The following is a 15,416-nucleotide window of genomic DNA, read 5'->3' as shown; positions in this document are numbered from 1 at the left end:
CGGTGGAGGTGGGCCAGGTCGTCGGCGGTCGCTACCGGCTCGTCGCCGTGCTCGGGCCGGGCCGCTGGCGCGCGTCCGGCGACGTCATGCTCACCGAGGTCGCCGGCACGGCTTGTTCCTGGCCGCTTTCCTTACGTGCCAACCCGAATCTGGTGTTCCCCGACGAGATAGTCACCGACGGGGAGCGGTCGTGGGCGGTGTCGCGGCTGGTCGAGGGCCGTTCACTGGCCGACGACGTCGACGCGTACGGGCCGCTGGACTCGGATGCCGCCGGCCGCGTAGCTCGGGACCTGTTGTCCGCCTTGGCTTCCGTGCACGCGGCCGGGGTGGCGCACGGGGGCATCTCCGCCGCCACGGTGTTGTTGGCCGGCACCGGCGAGGCGCTGCTCGCCGGCTTCCCGGTGGCCGAGGCGACTCCGGCCGGCGATCTCCGTGCGCTCGGTGAGACGCTGCGGCTCGCCGTCGGGGAGGGCGTGCTGGAGGAGTTGATCGCCCGGCTCCTCGCCGACGAGCCGGCCATCCCCGAGGCGTTGGCCGCGCTGGAACCGCCGCAGCCGACCAACGAGCAGCCGGCCACCACCGCGCCGGCCCCGCGTCCGCCGGCTTTCTCCCCCGCGGCCGGCGGCATTCTGACGCTCATCGCCGTGGTCCTGATCGTCGTCATCGTCGCGGCCAACTCCCACGACTCGACGCCGGCCTCCTCCCCCACGACCACCACCCACGAGTACATCGCCGACACGACCACCGAGACCACGACAACCACCGAGACGACGACAACGACCACCGAGGAGCCGACCACCACCACGGCCGACACGGCATCGCTCGACGCGAGCGGCACCGACGACACCCCGCTCACCGCCGCCGCCCTGCTGCCCGACCAGTTCACCGACGACAAGGACGTCACCTACACGCTGCGGTCCGCCGGCGTGCGGAACGACTGCGGCAACCCGTGGGAGACCGACGAGGTCGCCGGCATCCTGGCCAAGGCCGGCTGCGAGAAGCTGATCAGCGGCAGCTACCTCGACACCGGCAACCACATCATGGTGTGGGTCGCCGTCGCGCCCCTACCCGACGTCCAGGCGGCCGCCTCCGCGCACGACGCCCTGCGCGGCACGCACAGCGGCGACTGGGGTGTGCAGTGCCCGAACGACGGCCCCGGGGCCTCCGTGTGCGACGCCTCCTGGGACGCCTTCAACAACGCCGAGCAGTACGGCTACATCGGCCATCACCACCGCTATCTGGTCCACGCCATTGCGCTCTACGTGAACCTCGGGCAGGGCACCGACGAGCAGCCGTGGCTGATGGCCGCGTCGGACAAGGCCGTCAGGGTGGCCGGTCCCTAGTTCGGGGCGACGAACACGCAGAACGGGTGCCCGGACGGGTCGGCGTACACGTACAGCGGCTCCTGCGGATCCTTCGACCGGTCGAGCAGCAGCCGGGCCCCGAGCCGCAGCGCGTTGTCGTGCACGGCGGCGAGGTCCTCGACAGTCGGCACGGTCAGGTCGAGGTGCAGCTGCTGCGGGTGCTCGCCCTCCGGCCACGTGGCCTCGGGCAGCTCGTCCACCTGCTGGAACGCGATCTGTGCGCCACCGGGGTTGCGCAGCACCAGCCAGTCGCGGCCGAGCGGGTCGGGCTCGCCGGCCGCCGGCGGCTCATCGCCCGGCCGGTAGTGCAGGCCGAGGAGCTGACGGTAGAACTCGGCCAGCCCGCGGGCGTCGGTGGTGTCGAGGACGACCTGACGGAAGTTCGGCACGGTTTCCACGACACACAGCCTGGCACGGCTCTACGCTCCCGTCATGCCGGTCTCCGAGAAAGTACGCGCCGCCGCCCGCACGTTCCTCGACCCCGACGACGAGATCCGCTACATCTTCCCGGCGGTGCTGTCGACGAGCTCGCGGCCGTACGTGCTGGTCGTCGTCAGCGACAAAGCGCTGAAGGTGCTGTCCACCGGGCACTGGAGCCGGACCGTGCCCAAGACGCTGGAGGCGGAGTTCCCGAGGCAGACCCGGCTCGGCCCGGTCGAGACGCACCTGGGCGCGCGGTTCACGCTCGGCGGCTTCAGCTACGAACTGGACGAGGAGTACATCGCCGTGGTCAACGCCGCCGACCTGGAGCGCGGGGCCGGCGAGCTGCCGCCGGACCCGCTGCCCGACCTGTGAGGGTCAGTCGACCCGCATCGCCGTGACCGGGCTTTCCCGGGCTGCCCGCCGCGCGGGCAGCAAGCCGGCGGTCATCGTCAGCACGACCAGGCCAGCACCGGCTCCCAGCAGCGTCGGCACCGGCACGGTGAGTGGCGCGCCGAGGCCGAGTGACAGCACCGCCAGCCACGCGTGCGGGATGCCGATGATCAGTCCGAACAGGACGCCGATCACGCCGTGCAGCGCGGCTTCCGACACGGTGATGCCGCCGAGGGCGAGCCGGGTCAGGCCGATCGCGCGCAGCATCCCCGACTCCCGCCGCCGCTCGACCACCGACAGCGCGGCGGTCGTGCCGACGCCGACGATCGCGATCAGGAGCGTGAGCGCGAGCACCGCCAGGGCGAGAATCTCCAGCGAGGCGACGAGATCACGCTGCTGGTCCCGGTACCGGGACAGCACGTCGACCTTGACGCTGTCGCCGTAGCTCTGCGGGGAATCCGTGGTCAGCAGCACGTTCGTCGGCCGCTCCGGCACGCCGGCCCGGCTCAGGTCCGTGTGGTCGATCACCAGCCCGTGACCGGCGATGAGGTCCCCCACGACGATGGCGGCCACCCGGATGTGCAGGTCACCGAGGGAGATGGTGTCGCCGAGCTTGACCTTCAGTATCTCGGCGTACTTGGCCGAGACCGCCGCCCGGCCGGGCCCGAGGTCGTCCAGAGCGCCCACCGTGGTCCGGATCTGGCCGAGCAGCGGCAGCTTCTTGATGTCCACATCGGACACCTCCAGGTTGGTGGGGGAACCGTTGGTCACGACGTCCTCCCGCGCGACCCGGTACTTCAGGCCGGTCAGCCTGGCCAGCACGGCATCGGGGATCGGCTCGTCCTCCGTCAGCCCGCTCACCTCGACATCGGCCGGGAACGCCGCCGCGAGCTGGGCATCGTTGAAGGTGCGCACGGTCTCGCCGCCGACCAGCACGCCCGTCAGCAGCCCAGTTCCCAGCGCGACCACCGCCGACACGGCCGCCGCACGTCGGGGCGCACCGCCAACTCCTTGCACAGCAAGGCGAACGGTCGGCCCGAGCGGCGCAAGCACGGCGTTGATGCCGCGCAGCACGGGTCGTAGCAACACCGGCCCCAGCGCCAGGAGGGCACAGAAGGTCAGCGTGCCGCTGGCGATGGTCAGCAGCAGGAAGTGCAGAACCGCGCCGCCCGGCCGGGACGTGGCGGTGATGCCGTCGCCGAAGGCCTTGTACGACACCAACCCCGCAGCGGCCAGCAACAGCACACCCGTGACCACCCGCAGCCGGCTCGCCGTCGACGAATCACGCTCGGTGTCGGTGACCCGCAACGCCTCCAGCGGCGAAATCCTGGTGGCGGACTGCGCCGGTGTGACCGCGGCCAGCAGCGCGACGAGAATCGATGCCAGGACCACGAGCGATGTGAACGGCAACGCCGGTCCCGGTCCGCTCACGCCGAGCAGTCGTGCCACCAGGAAACCCGCGCCGATGGCTGCCGCCGTGCCGACGAGACCGGCGACGAACCCGACCAGCGCCCCCTCGGCGACGAAGGCCCACACCAGCTTCCGCCGCGGCGCGCCGACCGCCCGTAGCAGCGCGGTCTGCCGCATCCGCTGCGCGAACACGATGCGGAACGTCGAGGTGGCCATGAGCAGCGCGGCGATCACCGCGACGACGACAAACGCCGTCAGCACCGCCAGCAACCTCTCCACCTTGCTGTCAACGCCGGCGATCGCCTCCGCCCGAGCGTCGTCCGCGCTCTTGGCGCCCCACAGCGGCGCCGATCCCCTGATGTCGATCCGGTCGAGCCGAGCCGGCGTGACCGCGAGCAGGTTGGTGTCCGTCATGTACGCCGCGGGCCCATCGGCGGACGGGGCGTCGACGATCGCCGTGACCGTCAACGACTTCCCGCCCACCGGCACGGTCGAGCCGATCTTCAGCCCGGATGTGGTCGAGGCGGCGATCTGGTTGGCGGACTGGGGATACGTGCCCGAGGCGACGCGGATCCGGCTCAGCGGCCCCGATCCCGGATCGGCGGTGAGCACGATCCGCTTTCCGCCAACGGTCAGCGGCACCACCATGCGGCCGGTCGCCTCCACGACACCGGGCTCGTGCCGGACCTTGTTCAGCTGCGCCGAGGCTTCGCTGCCATCGGGCTCCGCCACTTCGTCCACACCGGACGGAATGGCGGTGATCGTCGCGTACGCCGTCTCCTTGGCGATGTCGTGGGTCAACATCGCCGCCGTGGCGAAGAAGGCCGCGACGGCGATGGCGACGCCGGTCAGCGCGAGCCGGGCCGGCTTGCGCAGCACGCCCCGCAGGTGAGTGGCGACGAAGTTCATGCGGCGACCCGCCCGTCGGCCATAGTGACGATCCGGTCCGCATAGGACGCGGCGACCTGGTCGTGCGTGACCATGACGGTCGTCTGCCCGAAGTCCCGCACCGCCGTGCGCAGCAGTTCCAGCACCTGCTCGCCGGCGGCCGAGTCCAGGTTGCCGGTCGGCTCGTCGGCGAAGATCACCTCGGGCCGGCCGAGCATGGCCCGCGCGATGGCGACGCGCTGCTGCTGGCCGCCGGACAGCTCGGACGGCAGGTGCCGCAGCCGGTCCCCGATGCCGAGCATCTCCACCAGGTCGCGGAATCGCCCCTTGTCCACCGAGCGACCGGCCAGGCCGGCCGGCAGCAGGATGTTCTCCCGCGCGGTCAGCTGCGGCAGCAGGTTGAACGACTGGAACACGAAGCCGACGCGGTCCAGGCGCAGCCGGGTCAGCCGGCGGTCGGGCAGCGCGGTGAGGTCGGTGTCGCCGAGCAGCACTCGTCCGGACGTGGGCGTGTCGAGGCCGGCGAGGCACTGCATCAGGGTGGACTTGCCGGAGCCGGATGGTCCGACGATCGCCGTCAGCCGGGCCCGGCCGAACGCGACGCTCACGCCGTCCAGCGCGCGCACCTGCGCCGGCCCCTGCCCGTAGACCTTGACCAGGTCCATCGCGGTGATCGCTTCTGACATGCGCCCAGGCTCGCCGCTGCGGTCCACCCGCCGCCTCGGCCCAAGGACGGGTCCGGCTATGACTTTCGGCCGACCTGCGGCCCCGGCCGGAATGACTACGCTGCCCCACATGCGCTACCTGTGGGCACTGTGCTGGCTGGCCGGCGCCGCCCTGCTGCTCACGCTCGGCGCCGTCGACTACCTGGCCGGCACCATCCGCGACGATCCGCTCGGCGTGATCCAGCTCGGCTCCGGCATGCTGGCCGGCCTGGTCGCGCTGGCCGGTCCCGGCCTGGGGCCGGTGACGCTGCCGGTCGTGGCGCTGCTGCCGGCCATGACCACGTTCGCCGCCACGGTCCTCACCGCGGGCACGGCCGACCGCCGAGCGCCGTTCGCCTTCACGGCAACGGTCGCGCTGTGCTGGCTGATCGCGTTGGTCGCCTGGCGCGGCCGGACCGCGCTGGCGGCGGTCACCGTGCCGGTGCTGGCGGCGGCCGTGGTGCTGCAGCCGATCCTGCCGCGCAGCAGCGACCTCAACGTGATCGCCGCGCTGGCGCTGTCCCTGCTGCTGGTGGTGTCGATCGCCGCCGGGCTGGCCGCCCGGCTGGTCGGGATCAGCCGGGAGCGGCAGGCCGCCGCGATCCGGCTGGCCCAGCGGGCCGAGTTCGCCCGCGACCTGCACGACTACGTCGGCCACCACGTCACCGGCATCGTCCTGCTGGCGCAGGGGGCGCGGGCGATGGCCGAGAAGAAGCCGGAGCTGGTGCTGCCCGCGCTGGAACGGATCGAGCAGGCCGGCACCGAGGCGATGGCGACCATGCGGCGCATGGTCGGCCTGCTGCGCGACGCCGACGCCGGCACGGATTTCAGTCCACCCGCGACGATCGCCGACGTCGAACGGCTCGTCACCGAGTTCGGGCCGTCCGCGACCTTGTCGTTGGACGGCGAGTTCGACGGGCTGCCGGCCGAGCTGCAGTCCACTGTGCACCGAGTGGTGATGGAGGCGTTGACCAACGTGCGCAAGCATTCCGACGCGGCACGGGAGGTGCGGGTGGAGATTTCCCGTTCCGGGGAATGGGTGCGGGTGCTGGTCGCCGACGACGGCCGGGCCCGGCACGCCGGCCGCGGCGGCTTCGGGCTGCGGGGGCTGGGCGAACGCGTGGCCGCGGTGGGTGGCAGCATCAAGGCCGGACCGGGCGCCGCCGGCGGCTGGGTGGTCGAGGCGAGCCTGCCGGTGGGAGGGAACTGACGTGACCGTCAAGGTGCTGATCGCCGACGACCAGGCGATGATCCGGGCCGGCATCGCCATGATCCTGGCGGCCGAGAACGACATCGAGGTCATCGGCGAGGCGGTCGACGGCGTGCACGCGGTGGAGCTGGCCGACCGGCTTTCCCCGGACGTCGTGCTGATGGACATCCGGATGCCGAAGATGGACGGCCTGCAGGCGTTGCGGCAGCTGACCAAGCCCGGGCGGGTCGCCGCGCCGAGGGTGGTCGTGGTGACCACCTTCGACGACGACGAGTACGTGTACCAGGCGTTGCGCGGCGGCGCGTACGGTTTCCTGCTCAAGGACTCCGGCGCCGCCCTGCTGGTCGAGGCCGTCCGCGCGGCCGCCGCCGGCGAGGCCCTCGTCAGCCCAGCGATCACGGTGAAGTTGTTGCGGCAGCTCAGTTCCCCGTCGGCGCCGCCGCCCGCCGCCGACCTGTCCGCCCGCGAGCTCGACGTCGTTCGGTTGGTGGCCAAGGGGTTGACGAACACCGAGATCGCCGGGCGGCTGTTCATCTCCGTCGGCACCGTGAAGACGCATCTGGGCAACGTGCAGGCGAAGCTGACCGCCCGCAACCGGGTCGAGATCGCGATGTGGGCCTGGCAGTCGGGAATCGTCGACCGCTGACCCGCACGTCAGTTGTCGGTGCTCTCGGTGATGTCGGCGTCGCACTGCACCGTGCCCTTGCCGTCCCTGGTGATCGGGCTGTCCTTCTCGATCGTGACGGCGCAGCCGACCGGCTTGCCGTCGGCCGACTTGGCCGACACCGACACGTGCCCGAGGCCGGCGGCGAGGACCTTCTGGTGGAACGGCAGGGTCTCGATGGTGGTGGTCTTCTTCGGCGTGCTGTCCGGCTTCTTGTTGTCGGAGTTGCCCGGCTGGGTCGGGTACTCGATCGTGACCTCGGCGGAGCCCTGGCCGGTGACCTGGAGCGCGACCTCGTAGGTGTAGCTCTTGTTGCCGCATCCGGCGAGCAGGCCACCGCCGACCGCGACCAGAGTGACCATCGGAATCAGGCGGCTCATCGTCATGCCCGTATCGTCACGGCTGGAGTGTCGCGGCCGCCTCTGCCGACGGACGGATTCGCCTCTTACTTTCGGCCGATCCTCATCCCTTCACCGAGCCGCTCAACCCGCCGACGATCCGGCGTTCCGCCAGCACGAACACACCCAGCGCCGGCACCATCGACAACGTCGTGAAGGCCAGGATCCGGGCCGTGTCCTGCGAGTACTGGGACTGGAAGGTGGCGACGCCGAGGGGCAGCGTGAAGTGCGACTGGTCGTTGAACACCAGCAGCGGCAACAGATAGGCGTTCCAGCTGGTGACGAAGGCCAGCACCGTCACCGTGCTCAGTGCCGGCATCGACAGCGGCAGCAGGATCCGCCAGAAGAACCCCAGCCGAGACGCCCCGTCCAGGATGGCCGCGTCCTCCACTTCCTGGGGGATCTCCAGCATGAACGGCCGCAGGATCAGGATCGTCACCGGCAACGAGAAGGCCGCCTCCGGAATGGCCACGCCCAGCGGGTTCTCCAGCAACCCGATCTGCCTCAGCAGCAGGTAGAGCGGCAGCGACGCCACCGCCAGCGGGAACAACAGGCCGACCGTGAACAGCCCGTACAACGCCTCCCGGCCGCGGAACCGGTAGCGCGACAGGGCAAATCCCGCCATCGCGCCCAACCCGACCGCCAGCGCGGTGGCGATGACGGCGATCACCGCGCTGTTCCACAGGAAGTGCCAGAAGGCCGACGTCCCGAGGATCGCCACGTAGTTGTCGATCACCCACGGGCTCGGCCACCCCACGGGAGCGGCGTTGACCTGCGCGGTGGTGCGGAAGCCGCCGACCACCACGAACAGCAGCGGCACCACGGTGATGCCGACGACCAGAATCGCGGCCAGGTAGGCGAGTACGGTGGCGGGCTTCACCGTGGCACGCCGCTCGGTGACAGCGGCGGGTGATGCGGCCGGGAGGTGGGCAACGGTCACCTCAATGCCCCTTCGGTGTCCCTGCGCAGCGCGAACCTCTGGTACAGCAGCGCGAACGCGAAGCAGATGATGAACAGGACGACCGCGACCGCGCTGCCGTAGCCGAACTCGTAGCGCTTGAAGCCGTGGTCGATGAGGTAGGTGGCCATCGTCGTCGATGCGTTGGCCGGCCCGCCCAGGGTCATGATCCACACGACGTCGAACACCTGCAGCGAGCCGATCACGCTGAGGAAGATCCAGATCCGGATCGTGGGCCCCAGCAGGGGAAGCACCACGCTCCGGGTCGCCTGCCAGGCCGACGCGCCGTCCAGCGCGGCGGCCTCGTGCAGCTCACGGGGAATGCCCTGCAGCCCGGCCAGCAGCAGGATGATGCCGAAGCCGATGTACTTCCACGTGATCACCACGAACAGCGTCAGCAGCACGACCTTGGGATCGGCCAGCCACTGGCGGATCGCGCCGTGCAGGCCGAGAAAGGTCAGAGCCTGGTCGACGAAGCCGCCGGGTTGCAGGATGAGCAGCCAGATCACGGCGGTCGTCGCCTCGGACAGCACGTACGGCGCGAACACCACCAGCCGCAGCGCGCCCCGGCCGCGCAGCTTCCGGTTCAGCAGCAGCGCAAGCGCCACGCTGACCGGAAGCTGCACGACGAGCGACAGCACCACGATCACGACGTTGTGCACCACGGCGCCCTGGAACACGGCGCCGGTCACCACGTCCCGGTAGTTGCCGATGCCGACGAAGTCCGTCAGCGAGCCGAACCCCTGCCATTCGTAGAGGCTGTAGTACGCGGCGACGACGATCGGCGCCAACACGAAGCCGACGAACAGCAGCAGCGCCGGGCCGAGCAGCAGGACCAGTTCCAGCCGCCTGCGGATCACTTGTCCCCCGTCGCCGCCTGGCCGACCGACTGCGCGACGCTCGCCGCGGTGCCCTTGCCCGCCACGAAGTTGGCGATGGCGTCGTCGAGCGCCTGCCCGACGTTGGTCGGCAGGGCGATGTCGAAGTAGGTCTGGATGTACGTCGCCTTGCGGCTGAAGTCGAAGACCTGCCGCAGCGTCGGGTCCTTCAGGGCGCCAGCGGCGTCCGGGTTGACCGGCAGGCCGATGCCGGCGGCGGCCAGCTTCGTCTGCACCTCGGCGCCGTCGATGTACTTCAGGAAGTCCGGGCAGGACGGCGGGGCCACCGTGGTGCAGGAGAAACCGTCACCGCCGCCCAGCGTGACGCCCGGGTCGCCGGCGCCGCCCTCGATCGTCGGGAACGGGAACCAGCCGAGCTTGCTGGCGAAGTCCTTGTCCTCGGTCAGGGCGGCCATGGTGCCGGGCTCCCAGTCGCCCTGCAGCTCCATCGCGGCCTGCCCGTTGGCGACCATGCCGGCCGAACTGCCGGCGCCCTGCTGGGCCGGGGTGCCGAGGAAGCCCTGCTGGAACGGGTTCTTGGCGAGCAGCGCGGTGAGGTCGTCGCCGGCCTTCTGCCAGCACGGGTCGTCCAGCTTCTGCGCCTTGATCGACTGCTTGACCACGTCCGTTGAGCATTCGCGGACCGCGAAGTAGTCCCAGTAGAAGGCGTCCGGCCAGCGGTCCTTGCTGCCGATGGCGACCGGCGTGACACCGGCGGCGCGCAGCTTGTCGATGTCGGCGTAGAAGTCGGCCATGGTCGCCGGCGGTGTGGTGATCTGCGCCTTGGCGAACAGGTCCTTGCGGTACCAGAAACCGACCACGTGCAGGTCGAAGGGCACGCCGTACTGCTTGCCGTCCACCTGCCAGCCCTCGGCGGCCTTGCCGAGGGTGCCGATCCAGCTCGACACCGCCGACGTCAGGTCGAGCACCTTGCCGGACTTGATCTGGCTGGCCTCCCCGCCGCCACCCCACTGCTGGTAGACGCCGGGGGGCGAGTCGGACTGCAGCGCCAGCGGCACCTTGGTCTGGAACTGCTCGTTCTGGATCGGATCGATGGAGATCGTGACGTCCGGGTGCGCGGCGTGATAGCCGTCGGCCACCGACTGCCACAGGCTCTTGAGCGGGTCGGACGTGCCGTTGTGCCACCAGGTGAGCGCGCCGGAACCGGTGGTTCCGGACGAGCCGCACGCGGCGGCGAGCAACGCGGCGGCGATCGTGACCGTGATCAGCCGGATCCTTCGCATGACTGGTCCACTCCTGACGACGTCGGCCGAACCGGACCGGGCTTCCGGGCCCAGATTGGTGCCTGAGTCTGCGACGGTCGAGACCTCGTGTCAATCGTTGTCGATAACGTTTTACACGGGTACCGTCGGGCCCGTGCAGCCAAGCTCACGGGTCACCATCCGGGACGTCGCCGCCCGCGCCGGCGTGTCGGTCGCGACCGTCTCCAAGGTCATCAACGACCGCTACGGGGTGTCCGCCGACACCATGGCCAGGGTCCGCGCGGTCATCGCCGAACTGGGCTACGAAGCCAGCCTGGTGGCGCAGAGCCTGCGCAACCACAAGACCAACGTGATCGGCATCCTGGTCGCCGACATCGAGCCGTTCAGCACCGAGCTGCTCAAGGGCGCCGCTGACGCGATCCGGGACACCGGCTACGAGCTGGTCGTCTACTCCGCCGGCGGCCGAACCGGCGACAAGCTCGGCTGGGAGCGACGCTACCTGTCGCGGCTGTCCGGCACCCTGGTCGACGGGGCCGTGCTGGTCACGCCCAGCGTGCTCGACGTGCGCTTCGACGCCCCGGTGGTGGCCGTCGACCCGCACACCGGGCCGTCCGGGCTGCCGACCGTCGACTCCGACAATCTGCGCGGCGCGCGGCTGGCGGTCGAACACCTGCTTTCGCTGGGACACCGGCGAATCGCCATGCTCACCGGGCGGGAGGACCTCCAGTCGGCACGGCTGCGCGAGCGCGGCTTCCGGGAGGCGATGGCCGACGCCGGCGTGCCGGTGGACGAGACGCTGGTGCAGCCCGGCGACTACGACCCCGTGGTGTCCGCGGCGGCGGCAAGGCTGCTTCTGTCGCTGGAGACGCCACCAAGTGCGGTTTTCGCGGCCAATGACGTGTCGGCGATCGCCACCGTCGAGACGGCCCGGTCGCTGGGCCTGCGGGTACCGGAGGACCTGTCCGTGGTCGGCTTCGACAACATCCCCGAGTCGGCGCTGAACTCGCCGCCGCTGACCACCGTCGACCAGCCGATCAAGGTCATGGGTCGGCAGGCGATCGAGATGCTCGTGCAGCTGATGCGCGGCGAGGAGATCGAGAAGACGCACCTCACCCTGGACACCCACCTCGTCGTGCGGGGGTCGACATGCGCCCCGCGGTAGAGCCGCCGGACCGGGTCCGCGACCTGCTGGCGCGGATGACCGTCGCGGAGAAGATCGCCCAGCTGCAGGGCATCTGGGTCGGCGTGGACGAGGCCGGCGCCGTCGCGCCGCACCAGCACGACATGGCCGTCGAGCCGGTCGACTTCGACGCCGCCGTCCGGCACGGCATCGGCCAGCTGACCAGGGCCTTCGGCACCCGTCCGGTGGATCCGGCGCTCGGCGCCCGGGCCGTGGCCCGCAGCCAGCGCAAGATCATGGCCGCCAACCGGTTCGGCATTCCGGCGATGGTGCACGAGGAGTGCCTCACCGGGCTGACCGCGTGGCAGGCGACGATCTTCCCGTCGCCGCTGTGCTGGGGCGCGACCTTCGACCCGGACATCATCGAGCGCGTGGGCGCGGCGATCGGCGGCACCATGCGGTCGCTCGGCGTGCACCAGGGGCTGGCGCCGGTGCTGGACGTGGTGCGGGACCTGCGGTGGGGCCGGGTCGAGGAGACCATCGGCGAGGACCCGTTCCTGGTCGGGACGGTCGGCAGCGCTTACGTGCGTGGCCTGGAGTCGGCCGGGGTGGTGGCCACCCTGAAGCACTTCGTCGGCTACTCGTCCTCCCGTGCCGGCCGCAACTTCGGACCGGTGTCGATCGGTTCGCGCGAGCTGGCGGACGTGCTGCTGCCGCCGTTCGAGATGGCGCTGCGGGCCGGGGCCCGGTCGGTGATGAACGCGTACACCGACAACGACGGCATCCCGGTCGCCGCCGACGAAAGCCTGCTGACCGGCCGCCTTCGCGAGTCGTACGGCTTCACCGGCACGGTGGTGGCCGACTACTTCGCCGTGTCGTTCCTGCAGACCCTGCACGGAGTTGTCGACACGCCGGCGGAAGCGGCCGGCCTCGCGCTGCGGGCCGGCATCGACGTCGAGCTCCCGACCGTGAACTGTTACGGCGCACCACTACTGGCCGCAGTGGACGCCGGGGAGGTGGATCTTGAGCTGATCGACCGGGCGGTCTCCCGGGTGCTGACCCAGAAATGGCAGCTCGGCCTGCTCGACGACGACTACTCCCCCGAGCCCGTCGGCCCGGTCGACCTCGATCCCCAGTCGTCCCGCACCTTGGCCCTGGACCTGGCGCGGCAGTCGATCGTGTTGCTGCACAACAAGGACACGCTGCCGCTTGCTCCGGGCTCACGCATCGCCGTCGTCGGCCCGCGGGCCGACGACCCGCACGCGGTGATGGGGTGCTACTCCTTCCCCGTGCACGTCGGCGCGCACCATCCCGATGTGCCCCTGGGGATTTCCGTGCCGACCGTGCTGGACGCGTTGCGCCGCGACTACGACGTCACCTACGCCTTGGGCTGCCCGGTGCTGGGCGGCGACGACGCCGACATCGCCGAGGCCGTCGAGGTCGCCCGCGACGCCGACTGCTGCGTGGTCGTGCTCGGCGACCGGACCGGCATGTTCGGCGCCGGCACGTCCGGCGAGGGCTGCGACGTCGCCGACCTGCGGCTGCCCGGGCGGCAGGAGGAGCTGCTGGAGGCCGTGCTCGGCACCGGCAAGCCGGTCGTGCTCGTGCTGCTCGTCGGCCGTCCCTACGAGATCTCCCGGCAGGTGGACCGCCTGGCCGCCATCGTGTGCGGCTTCCTGCCCGGGGAGGAGGGGTCGACCGCGCTCGCCGACGTGCTCAGCGGGCGGGTCGATCCCTCCGGCCGACTGCCGGTCAGCTTCCCGCGCGCCGGCGCCGGCCAGCCGTCCACCTACCTGGCGCCGACGCTGGGCCGGCTGACCGAGGTGAGCAGCGTCGACCCGACGCCGCTGTTCCCGTTCGGGCACGGGCTCAGCTACGCGCCCGTGACCTGGCTGGACGCCGAGTGCCCGCCCGAGTGGCCGACCGACGGCGTGTGCCGGCTGTCCGTGACCCTGCACAACGGCAACGACGTGCCGGCGACCGAGGTCGTCCAGGTGTACCTGCACGATCCGGTCGCCGAGGTGGTCCGCCCGGTGCAGCAGCTGATCGCCTATTCCCGCGTCACACTGCCGCCCGGCGGCACCACGCGCGTCGATTTCACGCTGCACGCCGATCTCACCTGCTACACCGGGCTTTCCGGTCGGCGGCAGGTCGATCCGGGCGCGGTCGAGCTCCGCATCGGACGGTCCAGTGCGGACATCTCGTCGACGCTGTCGGTGAACCTCACCGGTTCGCGCCGATACGTCGGCTTCGACCGCGTGCTGCGGCCCACTCAGGTGGCGATGCCCACCGCGTGACCGAACGTCGCCGGGTCGTCGATCGACGCCAGCATGAAGTGAGCGACATCCGCGCGCGGGATGAACGCCCCGCGCCGGATGTTCTGCTCGATCGCCGTGCGGTACCGGCCGGTCAGCGGCTTGTCGGTCAGCCGCGGCGGCCGCACCGACGTCCAGTCCAGGCCGCTGGCCCGCAGCATGTCCTCCGTCTTCGCCAGGTCCGCGTAGTGGTCTCGGAGGACCCGCTTCACGATGGGCGTCAGCAGGTTCCGCATGATGACGCCCTCCGCCGGGTCGTGCCGTGGCGGATTCGGCCGACCCGGCGACGGCGTCGTCGACACCGGCGCCGCGCTCACCACCAGCAACCGTCGCGTCCCCGTCGCCTTCATCGCCGCCACGATCGCCGCCGTCCCTTGGGACGTGATCCCCGCCTGCCTCGCGTTGCGCGGCCCCAGCCCTGACAACACCGCGTCCGCGCCTGACACCGCCTCTTCCAGTGCGTTTGGGTCCACTTCGGACAGATCGGCCCTGATCGCACGCACGGTCGACGGCACCTTGCCCGGGTCCCGCACCACCGCCGTCACCTCGTGCCCGGCCGCGAGCGCCTGATCCACCACACACCGGCCGATCCCGCCCGTCGCCGCAAAAACCGTGATCTTCATGCCGCCCTCCCGAAGACGTAGGCGTTGTCGGCCGCCCAGCGGGCGAAGGTCAGCGCCGGCCGGCCCAGCACCCGGTGCACCTCGTTGGTGACCAGCGCCGGCACGCCGACCGAGCGCGCCTGCATGGCCAGCAGGCCGGTGGCGAACCCGTCCGGGAAACCGCGGGCGACCAGTGCCACCCGGGCCGTTTCCGCCGTCATCTCGACGTAGCTGAGCTCGCGGCCGATCGCGTCGCCGACGGTCCGCACCATTTCCCTTTGGGTGAGCGACTCGGGGCCGGTCAGCACGGGCCGCGTGCCGAGCAGGTCGTCGTCCAGGAGCGCCCGGACCGCCACCTCGGCCAGATCCAGCTCGTGGATCGGCGACCAGGTCGCCTCCGCGTAGGAGCCGTACACCGCGTCCCCCCGCCGGATCTGCTCCGCCCACAGCCCGAACGCGTTCGCCGCGAACGTGGTCGGCCGCAGCGCCACCCAGTCCAGGCCACTGCCCGTGACCGCCCGCTCCACCTCCCGATTCCGGTCGCCTCGGAAGCGTGACGGCTGTCGGTCGGGATCATCGTCCACGTTGGCCGCCGACAGCGCGACGACCCGGCGCACGCCGTGCGCCTTCGCCTGCCCGATCAGGTCGTCGACGCCGTCGCCGATCGCGCGGGGATTGGCGAACAAGCCGGTGACTCCCTCCAGCACCGGCTCGTCCACCACCTCTGCGACGGCCGGCAGGCCCGCCGGGTTCCGTGCCACCGCGCGCACCTTCACGCCGGCGGCCACCAGCAGTTCCACGAGTGGGCGGCCGACCGTGCCGGACGCCCCGGTTACCAGCATCATGTCTTCTCGACGGCCCAGCCGGGC

The 15,416-nt window shown here is 71.2% G+C and carries 15 protein-coding genes; 6 read left to right on the top strand and 9 right to left on the bottom strand.

The features are described from left to right. The first annotated feature begins 2 nt into the window (after positions 1 to 2). Entirely contained in the window at positions 3 to 1,343 is a 1,341-nt protein-coding gene (locus tag BJ998_RS30030) for a protein kinase family protein (RefSeq protein ID WP_184866708.1), read from the top strand. Here the strand turns inward: BJ998_RS30030 and BJ998_RS30025 are convergent. After that, positions 1,340 to 1,762 (bottom strand): VOC family protein, encoded by a 423-nt coding sequence (locus tag BJ998_RS30025; protein WP_184866707.1) that lies wholly within the window; start codon positions 1,760 to 1,762, stop codon positions 1,340 to 1,342. The genes BJ998_RS30030 and BJ998_RS30025 overlap by 4 nt on opposite strands. A gap of 34 nt (positions 1,763 to 1,796) precedes the next feature. Here BJ998_RS30025 and BJ998_RS30020 point away from each other — a divergent pair, with 34 nt between their 5' ends. Beyond that, positions 1,797 to 2,159, top strand: a complete 363-nt coding sequence (locus BJ998_RS30020) for a hypothetical protein (RefSeq protein ID WP_184866706.1) — start codon at positions 1,797 to 1,799, stop codon at positions 2,157 to 2,159. Between the two features lie 3 nt (positions 2,160 to 2,162). On the opposite strand, the gene BJ998_RS30015 is transcribed toward BJ998_RS30020, so the two are convergent. Together BJ998_RS30015 and BJ998_RS30010 are read right to left on the bottom strand one after the other, a co-directional pair. Next, the gene (locus BJ998_RS30015) at positions 2,163 to 4,496 is read right to left on the bottom strand and encodes an FtsX-like permease family protein (protein ID WP_184866705.1); all 2,334 of its coding nucleotides are present in this window, start codon (positions 4,494 to 4,496) and stop codon (positions 2,163 to 2,165) included. Continuing rightward, the gene (locus BJ998_RS30010) at positions 4,493 to 5,161 is read right to left on the bottom strand and encodes an ABC transporter ATP-binding protein (RefSeq protein WP_184866704.1); all 669 of its coding nucleotides are present in this window, start codon (positions 5,159 to 5,161) and stop codon (positions 4,493 to 4,495) included. Before BJ998_RS30010 ends, BJ998_RS30015 begins: the two co-directional genes overlap by 4 nt. A gap of 109 nt (positions 5,162 to 5,270) precedes the next feature. Here BJ998_RS30010 and BJ998_RS30005 point away from each other — a divergent pair, with 109 nt between their 5' ends. After that, positions 5,271 to 6,389, top strand: coding sequence for a sensor histidine kinase (locus tag BJ998_RS30005; RefSeq protein WP_184866703.1), 1,119 nt, complete (start codon positions 5,271 to 5,273; stop codon positions 6,387 to 6,389). 1 nt (position 6,390) lies between these two features. Beyond that, a complete protein-coding gene (locus tag BJ998_RS30000) occupies positions 6,391 to 7,035 on the top strand; it encodes a response regulator transcription factor (protein ID WP_184866702.1) in 645 nt (214 codons plus the stop codon). A gap of 8 nt (positions 7,036 to 7,043) precedes the next feature. Here BJ998_RS30000 and BJ998_RS29995 read toward each other — a convergent pair whose 3' ends face one another. From BJ998_RS29995 to BJ998_RS29980, 4 genes are all read right to left on the bottom strand, one after another. Then, entirely contained in the window at positions 7,044 to 7,439 is a 396-nt protein-coding gene (locus BJ998_RS29995) for a hypothetical protein (protein ID WP_184866701.1), read from the bottom strand. Positions 7,440 to 7,515: 76 nt separating this feature from the next. Further along, positions 7,516 to 8,391 (bottom strand): carbohydrate ABC transporter permease, encoded by an 876-nt coding sequence (locus BJ998_RS29990; RefSeq protein ID WP_184866700.1) that lies wholly within the window; start codon positions 8,389 to 8,391, stop codon positions 7,516 to 7,518. Further along, positions 8,388 to 9,269 (bottom strand): carbohydrate ABC transporter permease, encoded by an 882-nt coding sequence (locus BJ998_RS29985; protein WP_184866699.1) that lies wholly within the window; start codon positions 9,267 to 9,269, stop codon positions 8,388 to 8,390. Before BJ998_RS29985 ends, BJ998_RS29990 begins: the two co-directional genes overlap by 4 nt. Further along, on the bottom strand, positions 9,266 to 10,531 hold the full coding sequence (locus tag BJ998_RS29980) for an ABC transporter substrate-binding protein (RefSeq protein WP_184866698.1): 1,266 nt from the start codon (positions 10,529 to 10,531) through the stop codon (positions 9,266 to 9,268). Before BJ998_RS29980 ends, BJ998_RS29985 begins: the two co-directional genes overlap by 4 nt. A 133-nt stretch (positions 10,532 to 10,664) precedes the next feature. Between BJ998_RS29980 and BJ998_RS29975 the strand changes: the two genes are divergently transcribed. Together BJ998_RS29975 and BJ998_RS29970 are read left to right on the top strand one after the other, a co-directional pair. Continuing rightward, the gene (locus BJ998_RS29975) at positions 10,665 to 11,672 is read left to right on the top strand and encodes a LacI family DNA-binding transcriptional regulator (protein WP_312890393.1); all 1,008 of its coding nucleotides are present in this window, start codon (positions 10,665 to 10,667) and stop codon (positions 11,670 to 11,672) included. After that, complete coding sequence (locus BJ998_RS29970) at positions 11,657 to 13,927, top strand: beta-xylosidase/alpha-l-arabinosidase (protein WP_184866696.1); 2,271 nt, start codon at positions 11,657 to 11,659, stop codon at positions 13,925 to 13,927. The genes BJ998_RS29975 and BJ998_RS29970 overlap by 16 nt, the downstream gene beginning before the upstream one ends. Here the strand turns inward: BJ998_RS29970 and BJ998_RS29965 are convergent. Then, positions 13,903 to 14,568 (bottom strand): NAD(P)-dependent oxidoreductase, encoded by a 666-nt coding sequence (locus BJ998_RS29965; protein ID WP_184866695.1) that lies wholly within the window; start codon positions 14,566 to 14,568, stop codon positions 13,903 to 13,905. The two genes, BJ998_RS29970 and BJ998_RS29965, sit on opposite strands and share 25 nt — an antisense overlap. Then, entirely contained in the window at positions 14,565 to 15,392 is an 828-nt protein-coding gene (locus BJ998_RS29960) for an NAD(P)H-binding protein (protein WP_184866694.1), read from the bottom strand. Before BJ998_RS29960 ends, BJ998_RS29965 begins: the two co-directional genes overlap by 4 nt. Between the last annotated feature and the right edge of the window lie 24 nt (positions 15,393 to 15,416).

The organism is Kutzneria kofuensis, assembly GCF_014203355.1.
Classification (GTDB): Bacteria; Actinomycetota; Actinomycetes; order Mycobacteriales; family Pseudonocardiaceae; genus Kutzneria; species Kutzneria kofuensis.
The sequence above is the reverse complement of the archived record's forward strand: the minus strand, read 5'-3'. Positions and strand labels throughout refer to the sequence as shown.